This is a genomic window from Afipia massiliensis (genome assembly GCF_014203115.1).
In the GTDB taxonomy this organism is placed as follows: Bacteria; Pseudomonadota; Alphaproteobacteria; order Rhizobiales; family Xanthobacteraceae; genus Afipia; species Afipia massiliensis.
This window is the reverse complement of the sequence record NZ_JACHIJ010000005.1, coordinates 81,282-98,651: the sequence shown is the minus strand read 5'-3', so window position 1 is coordinate 98,651 and position 17,370 is coordinate 81,282. Positions and strand designations below refer to the sequence as shown.

Below are 17,370 nucleotides of genomic sequence, written 5' to 3'. Positions count from 1 at the left end.
ACATTATAGTGCGTGTTTTAATGGGCCGCCAAGTCGTTTGTTTCGCTTATGAAAGCGACAGCGCTCGTGGCCTGGAATGTCCGGAAACTGCGGGTTAGATATGGCCTGTCGCAGGAGGCGCTGGCGGTCGATGCCGGCGTGGACAGATCCTATGTCGGCGAATCGAGCGGGGGATCGAAAATCCGACCGCCGAGACCTTAGAAAGATTGGCGGCGGCCTTGGACGTACCCGTCGCCGAGCTTTTGGCCGTCCCCAAAGCAAACGAAAAGCCGCCAGCTACGCTTCGAAAAGGGCGAAAAAAGCGGTAGCTTGGCCTTCGCTTCAAAGTCACGGGCCGGCCTTGGTGGCATTTGGACGGTGAGCGAATGAGCACTCAAAAAGGTCGGTTCACATGTCTTTGTCCGTTAGTGAAATGGATAAACACGTCCAGTTGATTGCTGATGAAAATCAGATCGTTATTCATTGTAGTTTGAACAGGCTGAGCCGTTCGTACTCAATACGAGTAAGCGAAGAAATTTATATCGCACCTATTAGATCGGTGTTGAGTTACGCGGTCGCGCTACATGAACTAGGCCATCAGTTAGGACCACATCAAAGCAGTCTTAGTGTATTAGTCCGCGAGAGAGCTGCTTGGAGGTGGGCGAAGAGGAATGCACTGCTTTGGTCGCCTCGGATGCAGGCGCGCGCCGAGGCCTCAATCCAATGGTATGAAAAGAACTATCGCGATATCGATAAGCGTCAGCGCTCGTACTTGGTAGTCGATGACCATTCAGGTCGAGTCTTTCACTGTCCAGTAAAGCAAGCAATTATTGAGCGAAGGTGATGTCGCCGCCAGCCGGCCGCGGCGGCGGGAGACCAGGGCCTCCGGGCCATGCTGGCCGTAGGCCTTCGCCAGCCGGAATACCTGACGTCGGCCAAGTCCCATCAACGCCGCAGCATCCGCAACCTTGATCCTGTTCGCCGCCAGATCCTGCAACACGCTCATCCGGTCGATCTCCGTCCGGCTCATCGCAATCACCGTCATCGGCCCAATGCTCCCCAACTGAAACCGTGGAGAGTGACATCTCTATCTGGGCCAACAGTGACTTCTCTATCTGGCGTCTACAATCCGGATTCGCGTAATGAGCGGTTATGGAACCAAGCTAACGGCCTTAAAGGATAATCCAGCGTTTGTGTTTTAAGCGACCCCGGTCGGACCTCTTTGCCGAGCGCTTCACCTGCTTAATCTGCGCAATTTTACGGGCAACATTGAGACAGCGTGATGATTAACCTCGGATAAGCGGACGGAAGAGTTAGCACCCGAGCTTCTTCAACGCGCAACGCTCGAACGGATGAAACGCGAATGGCCGCGATGGCTCCTGCTAAGACGCTTGAGAGGTTGCGTCATCAAGAGCGGATAGAACTGTGTCATAGGTTGCAGATGTGGTGCCGCAATCCGTAACCGCAAATGGAAGCCTTGGCACAGGCCATGCGGCGGCGAATTCGTGACCGTCAAATATCTGCGGCGATCACCCGCGTGGTCTTTGCGAGGCGCCCTTTGAGCGTCGAGAGCTTGTCGGTGAGCTCCCGGAGTGTCTGATCGGAGAACGAGGTTATCAGCGACCGCCTGCCGGGAAAACAGATTCGCAATTTTCTTGTGGGTCGTGTCGGTGAGCGACATTAGGACGACTCGCGCATCGTCCTTGGACGCGACGCGGCGCACGAAACCATGTTCTCCAAGATTTTGGTCGGAGCGTGTTCCGGTACGCTGTGGTAACGCTCAGAGCACCGCTGATTCCAACGTATGCACTCTGTGGCGCCCTGTTAAAAACGCAACGTGACTCACATCGCCCGGGTGTTACGGACGAACGCCGCCTTGGGGGCTTAATGATCGCTATCGAAGAATATGACGGATGGCCTACGCGATAGCAAAATCAGCGCGGCTGACACGTCGCAAAATGCATCGTGTGCAGCATGAAAAAAGCCCGCATTGCTGCGGGCTTTTATTCTTTTACCGGTGTCCACCACCACCGCTGTGTGCACCGCCGCCAACCCCGATGGTAACGCTCGGACCGCCTCCACCGTGACCTCGTCTATTGCCATAACGGGGCGCGTGGCCAGAGCTACTGCGGTAAGAATGGTTCGGACGTACAATACGCTGGACACGGTAATTACGCCCGTGCCGATCGCGTGAACTAAAGTCAGTGGACTGCGTCACGTCCGTTGAGGCATTCGCCTTTACCGAATTGTCTGCGGCGTTTGCCGCGGAGCCTCCAAGCAGCATAGCTGCACCGAGGGCCATTGCGATAGCAAAACTTTTCATACAATCAACTCCTATATGTGTATGAGACAATCGTCGATCACTTCGAATGTTCCGACATGCGGCGTTAATTCGAGGACGGGTACTTGAATGACTGTTCATATTGCTCAATGGACCTGCACGAAAAAGCCCGCACTTCTGCGGGCTTTGCTTCTCCAGTTGTCAGTGGTGGCCGCTGTGGTGTCCACCGTGATGACCACCGTGATGTCCGCCTCCGAAGCCAAATCCGATGCTGGGTCCACCGCCGTAGTAGTAAGGCTGTGGGGCATAGTAAGCCTGCGGAGCATAGTAGCCATAGCTCCCACCGTGGGGGCGAACGTGTCTGTGGCGTGAGTGATGACGATGACGCCGATGCTGCGAACTGAACTCGGCAATCTGCGCAGTATGGGCTGCAGCCTGCGCCGTCACTGAGTTGTCTGCTGCGTTTGCGGCGGAACCGCCGAACAGTGCAGCTGCACCGACGGCAAAATAGCTAACTTTTTCATTTCCTCACTCCATTGATAAGCATGTAAAATCCTAATTGCCGCAGAAGCTCTCCGTTCCAGCGCGTCACATTAAATTTGCGATCAGTCCTTGAACATCCATTCATATTGATGAACGCATCATTGTGTTGGTGAGCGTAACTTGCGATGACGCTGCCCTGGATGTCTTTCTCTGTCTCGAAGCCAGTCAGCCATCCCGGTACGACCTACCGTCTTGGCTTAGGGGCTCCTTGCACCCAACTTTGGCCTCGACGATAGCCGTACTGTCTCGGTTGTTCTAACGAGAGGGCACCTCGGAAACGGGGTGTCCTTTTCGTTTTAATCTTTGCCGCTGTTCGCCGCCAAGAAGAGCTTGGAAGGTTGCGGCCTGCGTCGAGTCACTGCATTGCCGATGCGCCAAACGTCGCCAGGCTGAGTAACAGCAGGGCCGGGGATAACCGGCGGCACTGCGTCGGCCGAATCGTCGACATTAGCAGATAGCTCGCCGATCAATACATCGATCTCAGGCGGCTCTAAGTGATTGGTCTACGATAGATAGCTGGCTCACGACGAGTGCTCCCTGTTTATGGAGCTTCGCCAAATGAAAAAGCGCATCTCCGGACAAAATCCAGAACCACGCCATCGGCATCACGCGTCAACGGGTACCTCTTAAGGCGGATCTAGCACATGTTAGGTGTTCCGCTTGGCAGGCAAGATGCGTTCAGCTGGTAACGCAGCTTGCCTCAAGAGCGCGAATATATAACTTTGTCATCTTTCATCCATCGCGCAGGGAGTTTCATGAGATGCCAGGTCTATTCACGGTTATTGGCAATCTGAAATTCATGATGTGGTCGTCCACAATGCTAGCTCAATGATCGTTGGCCCAACCGGATGCTGTCGCCGACATTTAGGGAAGTCACGATTTGCGCCGGTTAGAAATGTCACTCGGTCGGGAGAGCCGCCTTTCTATGGTTGGGGTTGAGTTTTTCGCGCCGGGTGATCCGTCGGCTCTAGCCGACCTTAAATATGTGGTTCTTCTGGCCGCGCCGGCGCGGCGCCTTGGCCCAGCGGGACATGTCGAGCTGCTTCTGCTGTTCAGCAACGTAGGCGAGGATCGGGCCCAAGCGGTTGTTCTCGACAATCGCAGCCTGGTTGACCTGCGGACGCTTATCGAAAGTGCGGTACTGCAAATCGACGCCGTTGTGCCGGATCGCCAGCCGCCCGTCGGGATAGTCGATCACGGTGACCCCGCTTGCGCGCCCGCGACCGCGCGATCCCGGTGGGCTCGAGCATAAACAGCATCTGGTCGTACTGCAGCGTCAGGTTCATCGAGACCGAGCGCTCTTCCTTCCAGGCGAAGACATCGTCGAGATCGTCATGCGCCGCGACGGACGATGGATATCGCGATTGTCGAAGCGCCCGCGTTGTACGTCTCCAGGAATGCATTGCCGACCAGGATGGTATCGATGCCGCACAACCGCATCTCCTTCACCAGCCGATCCTGCAACGTGCTATGGGCCCGTTCCACGCGGCCCTGGGTTGAGGAGTTGGCACAAATGATGTCAATGTTCAGCACATGCAGCGCTCGGCCGAACTGGGTCATGCCATCGCCGGAGGCAGCATCCTTCCTGTTGACCAGCCGGACATTGAGGATCGAGACAAGCGACTTGAGTGGTTGAATTGAAGTACCAACGGCCTAGGGCAAGGCCGCGTGTCGTGAGCCCCTGACGGGAGGGCGCGCTGAGGCCGTAACCGGCATCCGCTAGCACACAGCCGAAGCGCATGTCAGTCTGCACTTTGGCGCGCTCGTAGTTTGGTGTCGCCGGCGGCGGTATGAGAAGCCTTGGATTTGAGACGCTCCTCCGCGCCGTCTCCATGACCAGCTTTTCCCAGGCCGGAGGCGACCACTAATTTCAGACGAGCGACGTTACGCGACTGCCGCAATGCGATGGCTGGCCGGTCCCAAAGCAGCAACTTGTTGCTATCCATTCGCAAGAATTTTGTTGCAAGTGGTTCGCAACAAGTATTTGATAGTCATTCGCAAGTAACTTTTACGACTAGGAATGGCGGCATTTTATGACGCTGCGAGGCCAAAACGTCATCATCGAGACGCGTCGCGGCGCGAATAGCTTGAAAAGCCTGTTCGCCGGGATCGTGCTCGGGGCGCTGTCGCTCGATGCCGCTCAGGCGGCCGACGTGTCTGCCACGCCGGTCAAGGCGCCGCGCGTTGAAACATACTTCGACTGGACCGGCCCTTATATCGGCGCCCATATGGGGTACGGCTGGGGGCACTCCAGCGCGACGCTGTTCAATCCGCTGCCATCGACACTCTCCCATTCCTACAACGGCATCAATGGTGGCGTGCACGTCGGGTACAATGTCGTCTTGCCCTCGCGGGTTTTGCTCGGCGTGGAGGCCGACATCACGTTTCCAAATTATATCAACTCCAACGCGGTCGTGTCGTCTCCAAGAGCGGCCGAGTCCGGTCTGACCGAGAAGATGGATTACGTCGGGTCCGCCCGCGCGCGCATCGGTTACGCCGGACAATCCTGGATGGTCTATGCGACCGGTGGATTCGCTTGGCAGGGCACACGCTTTGCCAGTGACCTGTCGGGCGGACTGGAAGAGAAAAATATCCAGCTTCGCACCGGCTGGGCTGCCGGTGCCGGATTCGAATATGTCGTCGACCCGCACTGGACGGCGCGGCTGGAATATCTCTATTACGATTTTTGGTCGGCCGACGTTCGGCTGCCATCGGGAGCCCGCTATGCCTCGACGCTGGATTTTCAGACGCTTCGTTTCGGCCTGAACCGCAAAATCGACTGGCCCGGCAGTACCGAACCGCGATTGGCAGCGACAAAGGCCGCGCTCTCATCGGATATTTGGGAGGTCCACGGACAGACCACGTATCTGTCGCAGGGCTATCCCGGATTTCATGCTCCGTATAGCGGCACCAATAGTCTGACGCCCGGCCGCCAGTCTCAGGCGACATGGAGCAATAGCCTCTATCTGAATGCCCGGCTGTGGGAAGGCGGCGAAGTCTACTTCAACCCTGAATTGCTTCAGGGCTTCGGCCTCAGCAATACCGTTGGCTTTGCCGGCTTTACCAGCGGCGAGGCGCAAAAATCGAACTTCCCTTATCCGCGCTTCAACCCGTCGAGACTATACCTGCGCCAGACATTCGGCTTCGGCGGCAAGCAGGAAGAGTTGCCCAGCGGCCCCGGTCAACTCGCTGGGAAAGCGGACGTCTCACGGCTGACGCTGCAGGCCGGAAAATTCGCCGTCCCCGATGTTTTCGACGGCAATGCCTACGCCAAGGATCCCCGCAAGGACTTCATGAACTGGTCGATATGGGCGCCGGGCGCGTTCGACTATTCCGCCGACAAGGTCGGCCTGACATATGGCGTGACGGCCGAACTGAACCAGAGATACTGGGCGCTGCGCGCGGGTTATTTCCTGATGGTTTCGGAATCGAACTCAGGCAATTTCGACATGAAGGTGTTTCAGCGCGGCAACTACATCCTCGAGTTAGAAACGCGCTATTCGCTGTTTTCGCAGCCGGGGAAATTCCGCACCATCGCCTGGCTCAACAGTGCTTATTCCGGCAGTTACCGGGACACCTTGAACGATCCGGTGCTCAATCTCGACATCAGCCAGACGCGCCGCGGGCGGATTAAGTATGGCTACGTGTTCAACGTCGAGCAGGCGATCACCGACGATATCGGCGTATTCGGCCGGTGGAGCTGGAACGACGGCAAGACCGAGATTATGGTCTTCACCGACATCGACGCCAGCCTTGCATTCGGCGCGTCGATCAAGGGCACCTCATGGGGAAGGCCGGACGACATCGTCGGGATCGGCGGCGCGTTCAATGCCCTATCGAAGGACCATCGCGACTTTGTCGCGGCCGGCGGCCTCGGCGTGCTGATCGGTGACGGGCAAATCAATTACCGGCAAGAGAAAATCCTTGAGGTTTATTATGCGCTGGCCCTCAACAAGCAGATCACGCTGACCGCCGACTATCAGTCCATCACTAATCCGGCGTACAATGCGGACCGCGGCCCGGTATCGGTGTTCTCAGGCCGCCTGCGCGGAGAATTTTGACGTCGTCGTGCCCCAGTCAAAAGCAGCCGGCCCAAGTCAATTCAGGCCAGCTAATCGGGTACATCAGCCAGCCTGTTTAACTCAGTCACATCCTGTGAGCTTTTCAACAACTTGCTCACCATTTCGTAAGCTTTGTTGATTTCGGCCAGTCGGCTTATCTCGACGGTTGGCTGGACATTGGATTTCTCTACCATACCCTGCAGTACCTTCGCAGAGCCATCCGAAATTGCAGCCGGTGCAGAGTCCGATCGAAACAGATTTCCGCCGACCGCATGCAGATTGCCGCGTTCTGGAAATTGGACCAGCCGCAACCGGCCCAGTTCGCCCAGCTTGGTCGAAATCCGCCCGCTTGCATCGATACTGATGCTGTCAGCTTGGGTGGGCACTGTTACAGCGCCATTTCCAGCTTGAACTGTGTGGCCCTCCATGGTGACCAGCCGGCCCGATTTATCAAGACTAAATGATCCGTCTCGGGTGTAGCGCTCTCCCTGAGGGGTTTGGACGACGAAATAGGCATTTCCGTTGATCGCCAGGTCGAGCGGATTCGTTGTGATCTGCAGCCCCCCGGGCGAATCCGCCGTAAATCCAAATGCAGCGTCTACCAGAGAGAGGGGACGTTCGGGTTTGATGCCGACGACCTGATTGCTTTCTGGTTTGAGGTACTCTTGAAAGGAAAGATGCTGAGCACGGAAGCCGGTATTTTCGACGTTCGCAATGTTATTTGCTGCGACGTCGAGCTGACGCCTGAGAACCACCAGGCGCGAAAGATGGATAAGCGTGGTCTCGCCCACGGCGGCCCCTTTTCACGGCGAATCAAATTAGGTCTACGGCTTGGTACGATGCCGCCTTCGCGACGCAGCACAATGCGACATCTTGGGTGTACGGCCAGCGCTCACCACTCGGTTCCCGTGTCCAGGCGCGCTCTGCGAACTCAGTGATGGCCGTGGTGCCCGCCATGGCCACCGAAATGATGGCCACCGAAATGGTGGCCACCGTGATGACCAAAGCCAAAGGGTATGAATACAGGTGGTGCGTAACCGTATCCATAGCCGTAATAAGGATTAACACGATAACGTCGATGCGCGTAGTGCCTATGATGACGATGCCGGCGCATATGAACCGGCTGCACTTGCTCGCTCGCAGCAATACTTCGCGCTTCTATGGCGGTCCCGGAGGCCGGTAAGGCTGCTGCGGGAGTTACGGCTGCGACACCACTCAAAAGAATAACGCCGGCCGCAATCGTGATGATGGTTTTCATGGCAACGTTCCCTTAGTCGGTCGAGAGCAATCATGAATCCCGCAAGAGACATAAATTCTGTCACGTCCTGCGTGCCAAATCAATTCCCGTGCGGTAGTAGCTATCACTCCCTCAATGCCCGTTTATGGCAAAACGTACACGCGACAAAAGGTCCACCTTTTTGCGAGAAAGAGATGGTCTTTATAAAGTCCCATTCGATCGCAAAGGTTCCGCATTATGAAATGGATCAACGGGCATCACGAGTTGAAGAAGCTTAAGTTATTCTTCCTCGTGGCGGGATTGGTCGTCGCGATCAGCGCCATCAAGGTGTTTGTTCACTGGATGCAGTTCGAATTCGTGACGCTGAGCACGCTGTTGACCAGCGCAATCGGCGGAGCGATTTTCATCATTGGCTTTCTCCTGTCGGGCGTTCTTTCTGACTACAAAGAATCTGAGCGGTTGCCGGCCGACATTCGCGTGGCATTGGAGGCAATCCATGACGACGCTGTCTGTTTTGCCGAGAAGTGCCCGGATTTCAAAGTCGGTCCGCTGCGAATAATACTCGGGAACATCCTTATCGTCTTGCAGAGGGGGCTTGGACACGAGGGAGCCCACAAGGATCTGCGGCCAGCTATTCTCGAAATCGACAAGCTCACCCCGATGGTTGCGCAAATGGATGTCCTGGGCATGCCGGCGAATTTCATCGTGCGGCTGCGCGGCCAGCAGGATCAACTGCGCAGATGCGTCTTCCGGATCTATCACATTCAAAGCATGCAATTCGTGCCTTCCGTGTACATTTTGGTGAAGACGTTGGTTGCAGCTATCGTGCTGCTTTTGCTGTTCTTGGAGACTGAAGGCTCGCCCGGTACGGCGCTGATTTTTGGCTTCATATCCTATATGTTTGTATATGCGCTTTATCTCATCGAGACGCTTGAGCAGCCGTTCCGCAAAGATCATGACTCGCTCGACGATGTCAGTCTGTTCCTGCTACGCGAGTTCGGAGATAAATTGGACGGATGTAAAGATGAGAATCTTGCCAACCGGCCCGTCGCCGGCCCGTGATATCGATCGCGGTGGTCGAAGGCCGCTAGGTATTCGCAAAATCGCGGGCTGCGCACTGCAAGTAGGCAACGTTCGTACATGCCTTCTGCTTTCACTGAGCCGGAGCCAACGCTTCGATGATGCGGCAATCGGCAATCGTTCCACAACTGCACTGATTGATCACGCTATCCAGCTCGGCCCGGAGGGCCCTTAGGTCCGTGATCTTACGATCTACCTGTCTTAGATGTTCTCGAGCAATTACGTCGACAGCTTCACAGGATCTCCGCTTTTCGTCGGAAAGGTCGAGCAAGTTTCGTACCTGGCCCAACGTGAAACCCAGTTCCCTCGCCCGACGTATGAAACTTAATCTGGCCAAATGTTCCGGCGCGTATGATCGGAAATTACCCGTGGTGCGACGGGGCGCCGGGATAAGGCCAATGTTCTCATAGTACCGTATCGTTTCGACCTTGGTGTTAGTCGCCTTGGAGAGGTCGCCGATTTTTAGGAGTTGCACGGACATGCGCCCTTGACCCTCTAGTTGCTAGAGGGTGTATATGAGCGGTCACGTCGAAAAAGTCGAGGTGACAAGTGACAGATTTTTCCGTGCCTACAAGCTCACGGGTATTCCGATTCCAAGTTCAAGGCCTTGATTGCCAAAATGAGGTTCGCGTCCTCAGGGCTGCCCTCAGTCCTATAGTCGGTGGCGACGAGAGTCTCTCGTTCGACATCAAACACGGACTAATGACGATCGATGCAGGCGTCTCAAGTTTGGACGCAATTCTTGCGGCGGTCGCGGCAACTGGCATGACAGCGACGTTGCGGGCCGATAGCCCGACGACCGAACCGCTCTCTTTCCGCGTGACAGGCCTCGATTGCCAAAACGAGGTTCGTCAACTCAAGAGTGCGGTTGGTCCGCTCATAGGTGGCGAAGATAACCTCTTCTTTGACACGAAGGCCGGTCGTATGGACGTTACGCCAAGTGTATCGGTGGCAACTGATGCAATTAAGGATGCAGTCGCAACCACTGGTATGGTCGCGGAACTGTTACGTGACCAAAAGCTGCCATTGAGTGTGCCAGCGGCGGACCCTTCTTGTACTGGTTGCGCCAGCGACCTTGCACTCACCCCTCTCGTACCTGCCGCGATCCCAGGCGAAGCTGTGTTCAAAATCCATGGCATGGATTGCGGAGACGAAGTCGCCGCTCTCAAGCGCGAAGTCGGGCCGTTGGTCGGCGAGGACAGGCTTGTATTTGACCTCATCAACGGTCGGATGTCCGTGAGCGGCAATCCGGACGCAACCCTCGCGGCCAGCATTGAGAAGGCCGTGGCGCGGACGGGCATGCGTGCGGAACCGTGGAGCGAAGGCCCGAAGACCGAAGGTGCACATGCCGAGGACCGCAGGCGACATACCCAATCGCTTCTGACCACAGCGAGCGGTCTACTAACTGCAATTGGCTTTGCCATTCATGCTACGTCTGCGGGGAGCGTGCTTGCAGCGCTCAGCGAAACTCCGGGGGTGTTCGCGCCTGCTCCAATTGCCGCCATCTTGGCGTACGCATTGGCCATTGTCTGTGCGATTAGATATGTTGCACCGAAGGCCCTACTTTCCGCGCGACGTCTGCGGCCCGACATGAACTTGTTGATGGTCATCGCCGTCGTGGGCGCGGTTGCCATTCATCAATGGTTCGAGGCGGCCACCGTCTCATTCTTTTTCGCGCTTGCCCTGGCGCTGGAGGCGTGGAGCCTTGGGCGCGCGCGTCGGGCCGTAGCAGCGCTGATGGAACTGGCTCCAGCCGTTGCACGCGTGAAGTTTGCAGGCGGAACGGAGAAGGATATTCCCGTCGCGGCGGTGTCAATCGGTGCTCACATCGTTGTACGGCCTGGCGATAAAATTCCGCTCGACGGAATCGTCCTGACCGGTGCAAGCGAAGTGAACCAAGCTCCCATCACCGGCGAAAGCGCCCCCGTCTCGATATCGGAAGGTTCTGTGGTCTACGCCGGAACCATCAATGGCGAAGGTGCGCTGGAAATCGAAACCACAAAGGGTGCGCAAGACACCACGCTCGCCCGCATCATCAAAATGGTGGGCTCCGCGCAAAGCCGCCGCGCGCCTTCCGAGCAATGGGTCGAACGCTTTGCCCGAATCTATACGCCGAGCGTCATGGGGCTTGCGGTGGCGGTGTTGATCATTCCGCCGCTTATATTCGGCGGAGCATGGGACGTATGGTTTTATCGCGCCCTGGTTCTTCTTGTCATCGCGTGCCCCTGCGCGCTCGTCATCTCCACTCCGGTCAGCATCGTGGCGGCTCTGGCTGGTGCAGCAAAACAAGGCGTGCTGGTGAAAGGCGGCGTGCACCTCGAGACACCGTCGAAACTCAAGGCAATCGCCATGGATAAAACCGGCACGCTGACGCAAGGCCGCCCCAAAGTCGTTGAGCTCGTCACCTTCAACAATCACAGCGAGGGCGAACTGCTAAAGTTGGCGGCTGCCCTTGAAGCTCGCAGCGAGCATCCTTTGGCCCACGCGATCCTTGAAAAAGCGGCCGAAGCCGGTATTGCGGCGGTCCCCGCCAATGGGGTTCAGGCAGTGCGCGGCAAAGGTGTTGTAGGACGCATCGGCGCGCAAGAAGCTTGGTTAGGTTCTCGTCGTTTGATCCAAGAATACGACAGGCTTTCGAATTCGGCCGAGGCGCTTCAAGCCGCCGATGCTCTTGCAATCGCTGGACGCACCGTTATCGGCGTTGGAGATGACCGCGAGATCTGGGGGCTGATTGCCGTCGCCGATGCGGTGAGACCCGAGGCCAAGCGTATTGTGGCCGACCTACACGCGGCAGGTATCGAGCGCGTCGTGATGCTAACTGGCGATAACAAGGCCACTGCCGAAATGATTGCGCAGAAAACTGGCGTCGATGAGGTGCACGCGGAGCTCTTGCCCGAACAAAAGGTCGAAGCTGTTGAAAGATTGGTCGCGCGGTACGGCCATGTCGCTATGATTGGAGATGGCGTGAACGACGCTCCCGCGATGGCTCGCGCCAACGTTGGCATCGCCATGGGAGCAATCGGCTCTGATGCTGCCATTGAGACTGCAGATATTGCGCTCATGCAGGACGATTTATCGCGCCTGCCTTGGCTCATTGGTCATTCCAAGGCCACCTTGGCGATCATTCGGCAAAACATCGGCTTTTCGCTTGCTGTCAAATTGCTGTTTACAGGTCTGACGATCGTCGGATGGGCCTCGCTTTGGGGCGCCATCGCAGCCGATGTCGGGGCCTCGCTGCTGGTCGTGCTGAACGGGCTACGACTATTAAGCCGCGACCAGTCAGCTCAGACGTAAATCTATCGACGAATAGCCGTAGCCGATTGCCTCTGACTGCAGACGCGGAACGGTGTGCTCTCACTAAAATGAGCTGGTGGATGAAGGTTCTCAGGTTGATAGATTCGTTTAAGGCCATACACCGATGACGCTCGACCTTTCCGTCGTCGGCATTGTCACGACGTTCGCGGCTGGAGCGGTCTCGTTCCTATCGCCGTGTGTCCTTCCCCTGGTGCCGGCATACATCTCATATGTCGCAGGTCAAAGCCTCCCACCGGCGGACGGCGATCAATCGGTCCCGGCTCGGCAGCAGCTTCGCGTACTGTTTTTGAGTGTATGCTTTGTCCTCGGATTTACGACGATCTTTGTGGCACTCGGTGCCGGCGCCAACGCCTTGAGCTTGGTGCTCGCAGTTTACCGATACCAAATCAATATACTCAGCGGCGGGCTAGTCATTCTGTTTGGTATCTTTACGACAGGCCTCTGGCGTCCTGATTGGATCGAGCGCGACACGCGCGTGCAAATCGCACGGCCGGGCACAGGGCCGGTCTCTGCCTATCTCCTCGGTACTGCATTTGCGTTTGGATGGACGCCCTGCATTGGTCCGGTCCTTGGCGCAATCCTTGCGGTCGCGGCTTCGTCTTCCTCCGGCGCGAGCGGTGTGGCGCTGCTTGCCATTTACTCTCTCGGCCTTGGGTTGCCGTTCGTTCTGGCGGCGCTTTTTTCCAGCAGCTTTGTCGGACGCTTGGGAAAATTTGGACGCGCCGGTCGCATTTTGCAGCTAATTTCAGGATTCGTGATGATCGCTATGGGAGTTGCAATGATAACGGGTCATCTAACTGACGTTGCGATCTGGTTCATGGAAACTTTTCCGATGCTGGGCCAAATCGGCTGAGCAGGCGCGCAGGTAGAGTGTGATGATGCGAGCAACACTAGCGCTGGCTGCAACGTGGTACGTGATAGACCAAGCCACCAAATGGTGGATACTCAATCATCTCATGAATCCGCCAGCGGCGATCGGCATCACGCCGCTTTTCAACTTTGTGCTGGGCTGGAACACCGGAGTTAGCTTTGGGCTGTTTGGAGCCCTTGGCGTTCCGGCGTGGATTTTCGCTGCATACGCGATCGCGATTTCCGCCGCCCTTTTGGTCTGGCTGGGTCGCGCTAACACCCCATCCGTGCGTGTTGCCATCGGCTTGGTTGTCGGTGGAGCGCTGGGGAATGCTACGGACCGCCTACGGCACGGTGCTGTGCCGGATTTCTTGGATTTTCATCTCGGGGATTGGCACTGGCCGGCTTTCAACATGGCCGACGTTGGAATTGTCTGCGGAACATCTCTGCTGATGATGCATTTCGTCGGACATCGTAGCAGCGCTGACACCGCAAGCGCACGACAAATTCGCTGATGTTTGTAAGCGCGGCTTTCACTCTATAACGCTTCGGAGTTCGAATTGTCGAAGATCATCGCCACACTTATGGTTTCAGTCTTTCTCCTGGGATGTTCGACGCCTCAGTTTGACGCTGCTAAGCATCTGCGGCCGATACCCACCGTCTTATTGTCAGACATGCAGGCCAAGGGAATGACCTCGTCAGACCCGATCTTGGTGCGCATCTTCAAACAGGAAAATGAACTTGAAGTGTGGAAACGTGAGAGCAGCGACCGTTACGCTTTGCTGAAGACGTACGGCATTTGTCGATGGTCCGGCCAGCTAGGTCCAAAGACTCGGGAAGGAGACCGTCAGGCCCCCGAAGGATTTTATCTCGTTACGCCTAGGCAAATGAACCCTCGCTCGGAGCTCTTTCTTTCATTCGATCTGGGATTTCCGAACGAGGTCGATCGGGCGCACGGTCGATCTGGACGCCATTTGATGGTGCATGGTGAATGCACTTCGAGCGGATGCTACGCGATGACGAATGATGGGATGGCTGAAATATATGCGCTTGCGCGGGAGGCATTCGCCGGCGGCCAAAAGGCCATCCAGGTTCAAGCATTGCCGTTTCGCATGACGGCTGAGAATCTTGCCAAATACCGTGCCGATCCAAATTTTGCATTTTGGACAAACCTGAAGGAAGGTTCAGATCATTTCGAGGTTGTGCGTCAAGAGCCTAGAGTTGACGCGTGCGGCGGAAACTACGTTTTCAATGCGAGCGCCGCTCGCGGCCCGCTTCAGGCCTCGCGACCTTGTCCCGAATTATTGTATGAACCAGAGACAGCGGCACTCGTTGGAGAAAAGCAACGCAACGATACCCAACAGGTAGCTCAGCTCGTGCGCGCTGGCACTGGTGCATTTAAACGCGTTTATCTCGATGGAGACATGCACAAAAGTTATCGGCGCTTATTGGGCGCGGCACCCTCATCATATGCGAGCTTCAACGTCGCCGAGGTCAGTCGGCTGGAGGCGTTAAAGGGAGAGCCGCTAGAAATGCCGGTCACCTCACCTGCATTGGTTCGCGAGCGTTAAGATGGACGACCAACTCTCAGCTTTCGTTTGCAAACGCTCCAATGGCTTTCACCTCTCGCGAGCGAAGCCTCGGCTGTGTTCATGACCGGAAAGGATATCCTGAACAATGACGCTGCGATCATGGGTGGCACCAACACATAGTCAACGGCCAGATATATGGAGATACTATTCTTGTCCAGCGAACTCCCTCCGGCGGACAACAATCAAGCGCTTGCCGGGGACACATGCATGCTGGCGGTCAAACTGACATGCCTATAACTCGCCCTTCATCACTCATGAGTTCGGTGCGTGTTCGCTTGCTCATGTTCGTAAGTAAATGGGGCTACCGGTTAACGATTCGGGCGCGAAACTGGCGTGAGCCGCTGATACAGGACGCAGCGCTACGTTCAGGCGAGCGAGTCTTGGAGGTGAGCGCGGAGGGGTGCAGCTTGTGCGAGGTGCTTGCACGTCAGCATCCCGCAGTACGTTTTTCTGCCGTACAGCCTGCGGGATCAAGCACGGGCGTCCGCGACCCCTTAAGCAATCTCGAGCTTTTGCACGGGGATCAGTATTGCATCGGTTGCCATGCTGCATCATTCGACAAGGTGATCTTATCGCTCGCGCTGCATCCTTTGCGGCAGAGTGATAAGGTTGCCCTCCTCAAGGAAATAAGGCGAGTATTGCGGCACGGCGGTACACTGCACATTGCCGACTTCGACCAACCGCTGCACCCGCGAGAGATCCACGCGCTTCGCGGCACCGGCTACTTGTTCGGTTCTGAGACCGCGAAGTCCCATCTCGACGGCAGCTGGTTGCACTTAATCAAGAAGACAGGGTTTGATGGTGTGCGTCGCGTGAACACCGTTTCCGAGATAGTCGGCCGCATCGCCATAATCCGCGCACGCCGCAGTTGAGCCAGTGCGGTGCCGAATATCTTTCACTCGCTATTTCATTCCGGAATCAGACTGATGCAATGGCTGATCCGGCGGCAGGCAACTTTGTGTAGGTCGGGGACCGACAGGCCAGCTTCAGATGCGCAGCAAAGGCTCGGCCGTTCGCATTTCCTCGTCCTCAATCTGAATCGTCACATGATCGATCTTGAATTTCTCCTCGAGAACGGCCTTTGCGTTCATCAGGATTGCCCGTGCGTCTTTCATGTCGGTGACAACCACGTGGCCGGTCAATGAATCCGTTCCGGATGTAATGCTCCAGACGTGCAAATCATGAACGGCGGTCACACCGGGAATTTCCAGCAATGCTTTTTCAAGTGAAGGCACATCAATTTCGATCGGAACCCCCTCCATTAGGATATGGACAGCTTGCTTTAACAGCGTCCAGGTTCGGGGCACGATAAACAGGCCGATGCCGGCGCCGATGATGGGATCGGCCAAGGTCCAGCCGGTGTACATGATGATCAGGGCGGCGGCGATCACCCCCAGCGAACCGAGCATATCGCTGAGCACCTCGAAATAGGCACCCTTGACGTTGAGGCTTTCCGAAGAGCCCGCCGAAAGCAGCTTCATGCTGATGAGATTGACGACAAGGCCGACCGCGGCGACGGCCAGCATCGGTCCGCTGAGAATTTCGGGCGGCGACAGAAATCGTTTGTAAGCCTCGTAAAGAATGTAAACCGTGAGCAGCAACAGCACCACGGCATTGGTCAATGCGGCGAGGATTTCGGTGCGCAGATAGCCATACGTCTTTTGTGAAGTTGCGGCCTTCTGGGCGAAGTAAATTGCAAATAAAGCCAGAGCTAAGCCGCCGGCGTCGGTTCCCATGTGCGCGGCGTCGGCGATCAGCGCAAGGCTTCCGGTCCAGATCCCGCCGACGATTTCGGCGGTCATGTAAGTCAAGGTCAGCGAGAGCGCTATATAGAGAGGTTTCCGGTGTCGGCCAGCCGCCGATGGGATAGTTCCTCCGTGCGAATGACCTTCACTCATGTATGGGCCTCAAAGTATAGTCGCAATCGACTGACTGGACCACCGCTAGGGTAATTTCGGGTGAAAATCAAACTCCGGAGAAGATGATTTCAGTCAATTTGTGATAGTGTTCAGCAACGGAATTTGCTATTCGGACCATATGGAACATCGGACCAGCCGGAATCTATCTGATCAGCGAGCGCTGCGCGTTCGCCCCGCGCTGGTGATGTTTCTGGCGTTCGTTTATCTTTTTGTTGGACTGGCCCATGCGACCGCGCATGTGAACGAAACGATCGCAGGTTTCAAAGTCATTCCAACAACGATTGCGCTGGAAACGAGTTTGGCAACGGACGGTCTCGACGACGGGGGCTCTGAAAAATTGTCCGCCGGCGGTGAGTATTGCCAAGTCTATGTACCGATTTTATTGCCGGTCTTAGCCCGGGTTGCGACTCCGTCGGCTCAGCTTATTGATCCACAGTTTGGGGTACCGACGCTCCTGGTCGAGGACCACCGCCGGCTCGACAAACCACCCCCCAAAAATATCTGATCTGAATGT

13 protein-coding genes and 2 pseudogenes are annotated in these 17,370 nt (G+C 56.4%); 9 read left to right on the top strand and 6 right to left on the bottom strand.

The features are described from left to right. The first annotated feature begins 48 nt into the window (after positions 1-48). Positions 49-308: pseudogene (locus tag HNQ36_RS17370) on the top strand (helix-turn-helix domain-containing protein). Positions 309-769: 461 nt separating this feature from the next. On the opposite strand, the gene HNQ36_RS17365 reads toward HNQ36_RS17370, so the two are convergent. Next, complete coding sequence (locus tag HNQ36_RS17365) at positions 770-1,024, bottom strand: helix-turn-helix domain-containing protein (RefSeq protein ID WP_024922095.1); 255 nt, start codon at positions 1,022-1,024, stop codon at positions 770-772. 2,746 nt (positions 1,025-3,770) lie between these two features. Beyond that, positions 3,771-4,396, bottom strand: a pseudogene (locus tag HNQ36_RS17360) (transposase family protein); the annotation flags it as partial. 440 nt (positions 4,397-4,836) lie between these two features. Between HNQ36_RS17360 and HNQ36_RS17355 the strand changes: the two are divergent. Next, a complete protein-coding gene (locus HNQ36_RS17355; protein WP_184087181.1) occupies positions 4,837-6,864 on the top strand; it encodes a carbohydrate porin in 2,028 nt (675 codons plus the stop codon). Between the two features lie 50 nt (positions 6,865-6,914). Here HNQ36_RS17355 and HNQ36_RS26595 read toward each other — a convergent pair whose 3' ends face one another. After that, positions 6,915-7,655, bottom strand: coding sequence for a flagellar hook-basal body complex protein (locus HNQ36_RS26595; protein WP_002714821.1), 741 nt, complete (start codon positions 7,653-7,655; stop codon positions 6,915-6,917). A 140-nt stretch (positions 7,656-7,795) separates the two neighbouring features. Further along, complete coding sequence (locus HNQ36_RS17345; protein WP_081602422.1) at positions 7,796-8,122, bottom strand: hypothetical protein; 327 nt, start codon at positions 8,120-8,122, stop codon at positions 7,796-7,798. Positions 8,123-8,338: 216 nt separating this feature from the next. On the opposite strand from HNQ36_RS17345, the gene HNQ36_RS17340 reads away from it, so the two are divergent. Then, the gene (locus HNQ36_RS17340; protein WP_002714823.1) at positions 8,339-9,163 is read left to right on the top strand and encodes a hypothetical protein; all 825 of its coding nucleotides are present in this window, start codon (positions 8,339-8,341) and stop codon (positions 9,161-9,163) included. Between the two features lie 91 nt (positions 9,164-9,254). On the opposite strand, the gene HNQ36_RS17335 is transcribed toward HNQ36_RS17340, so the two are convergent. After that, positions 9,255-9,662, bottom strand: a complete 408-nt coding sequence (locus HNQ36_RS17335) for a MerR family transcriptional regulator (RefSeq protein ID WP_040301646.1) — start codon at positions 9,660-9,662, stop codon at positions 9,255-9,257. 221 nt (positions 9,663-9,883) lie between these two features. Between HNQ36_RS17335 and HNQ36_RS17330 the strand changes: the two genes are divergently transcribed. The 5 genes from HNQ36_RS17330 to HNQ36_RS17310 all read left to right on the top strand — a co-directional run bounded on the left by HNQ36_RS17330 (position 9,884) and on the right by HNQ36_RS17310 (position 15,809). Continuing rightward, positions 9,884-12,475 (top strand): heavy metal translocating P-type ATPase, encoded by a 2,592-nt coding sequence (locus HNQ36_RS17330; RefSeq protein ID WP_002714827.1) that lies wholly within the window; start codon positions 9,884-9,886, stop codon positions 12,473-12,475. Positions 12,476-12,599: 124 nt separating this feature from the next. Continuing rightward, positions 12,600-13,349: a cytochrome c biogenesis CcdA family protein gene (locus tag HNQ36_RS17325; RefSeq protein ID WP_002714828.1), complete on the top strand. Its 750-nt coding sequence runs from the start codon at positions 12,600-12,602 to the stop codon at positions 13,347-13,349. A gap of 25 nt (positions 13,350-13,374) precedes the next feature. Next, complete coding sequence (gene lspA / locus HNQ36_RS17320) at positions 13,375-13,860, top strand: signal peptidase II (RefSeq protein ID WP_246395427.1); 486 nt, start codon at positions 13,375-13,377, stop codon at positions 13,858-13,860. Between the two features lie 45 nt (positions 13,861-13,905). After that, positions 13,906-14,916 (top strand): L,D-transpeptidase family protein, encoded by a 1,011-nt coding sequence (locus tag HNQ36_RS17315; protein ID WP_002714830.1) that lies wholly within the window; start codon positions 13,906-13,908, stop codon positions 14,914-14,916. Positions 14,917-15,353: 437 nt separating this feature from the next. Then, positions 15,354-15,809, top strand: a complete 456-nt coding sequence (locus HNQ36_RS17310) for a class I SAM-dependent methyltransferase (RefSeq protein ID WP_245259275.1) — start codon at positions 15,354-15,356, stop codon at positions 15,807-15,809. A gap of 114 nt (positions 15,810-15,923) precedes the next feature. Here the strand turns inward: HNQ36_RS17310 and HNQ36_RS17305 are convergent, their stop codons facing one another. Next, positions 15,924-16,835, bottom strand: a complete 912-nt coding sequence (locus tag HNQ36_RS17305) for a cation diffusion facilitator family transporter (protein WP_002714832.1) — start codon at positions 16,833-16,835, stop codon at positions 15,924-15,926. 139 nt (positions 16,836-16,974) lie between these two features. On the opposite strand from HNQ36_RS17305, the gene HNQ36_RS17300 reads away from it, so the two are divergent. Then, the gene (locus HNQ36_RS17300) at positions 16,975-17,361 is read left to right on the top strand and encodes a hypothetical protein (protein WP_184087179.1); all 387 of its coding nucleotides are present in this window, start codon (positions 16,975-16,977) and stop codon (positions 17,359-17,361) included. Positions 17,362-17,370: the final 9 nt, after the last annotated feature.

Coding starts and splice junctions, on each gene's coding strand:
- HNQ36_RS17340 (WP_002714823.1), top strand. CDS start 8,339: ATGAAATGGATCAACGGGCATCACGAGTTGAAGAAGCTTAAGTTATTC.
- lspA (WP_246395427.1), top strand. CDS start 13,375: ATGCGAGCAACACTAGCGCTGGCTGCAACGTGGTACGTGATAGACCAA.
- HNQ36_RS17335 (WP_040301646.1), bottom strand. CDS start 9,662: ATGTCCGTGCAACTCCTAAAAATCGGCGACCTCTCCAAGGCGACTAAC.
- HNQ36_RS17355 (WP_184087181.1), top strand. CDS start 4,837: ATGACGCTGCGAGGCCAAAACGTCATCATCGAGACGCGTCGCGGCGCG.
- HNQ36_RS17325 (WP_002714828.1), top strand. CDS start 12,600: ATGACGCTCGACCTTTCCGTCGTCGGCATTGTCACGACGTTCGCGGCT.
- HNQ36_RS17345 (WP_081602422.1), bottom strand. CDS start 8,122: ATGAAAACCATCATCACGATTGCGGCCGGCGTTATTCTTTTGAGTGGT.
- HNQ36_RS17330 (WP_002714827.1), top strand. CDS start 9,884: ATGACGATCGATGCAGGCGTCTCAAGTTTGGACGCAATTCTTGCGGCG.
- HNQ36_RS17305 (WP_002714832.1), bottom strand. CDS start 16,835: ATGAGTGAAGGTCATTCGCACGGAGGAACTATCCCATCGGCGGCTGGC.
- HNQ36_RS17365 (WP_024922095.1), bottom strand. CDS start 1,024: ATGACGGTGATTGCGATGAGCCGGACGGAGATCGACCGGATGAGCGTG.
- HNQ36_RS17300 (WP_184087179.1), top strand. CDS start 16,975: ATGGAACATCGGACCAGCCGGAATCTATCTGATCAGCGAGCGCTGCGC.